1 pseudogene is annotated in these 253 nt (G+C 39.1%); it reads right to left on the bottom strand.

Going from position 1 to position 253, the window contains the following annotated elements:
• Positions 1 to 25: 25 nt before the first annotated feature.
• Positions 26 to 253: pseudogene (locus SB658_RS25920) on the bottom strand (peptide-binding protein); the annotation flags it as partial.

The raw sequence follows: 253 nt of genomic DNA on the forward strand, positions 1-253 counted from the left end.
CCTCCTTCCCTCTCCAGGGCTTTTGCTATTTTTGATCCAGCCACCATTTTTCAATATTGTACAAGTCATTTTTAGGGTGGAATACATAGCCTTGTAACTTATTCGGCATCGCTCTGTGGTACTTGTAATAGAATAAGAAGCTGTACGGCTGATCTTCAGCAATCAATTTGTATATCTCTTCATACTTCTTTTGGTATTCTTTTCTGTCTGTAATTGTCTTCGCTTCTTCAAGCAGCTTATCGACTTTCGGGTT

Source organism: Bacillus sp. SIMBA_008 (assembly GCF_046535495.1).
GTDB lineage: Bacteria > Bacillota > Bacilli > Bacillales > Bacillaceae > Bacillus > Bacillus subtilis.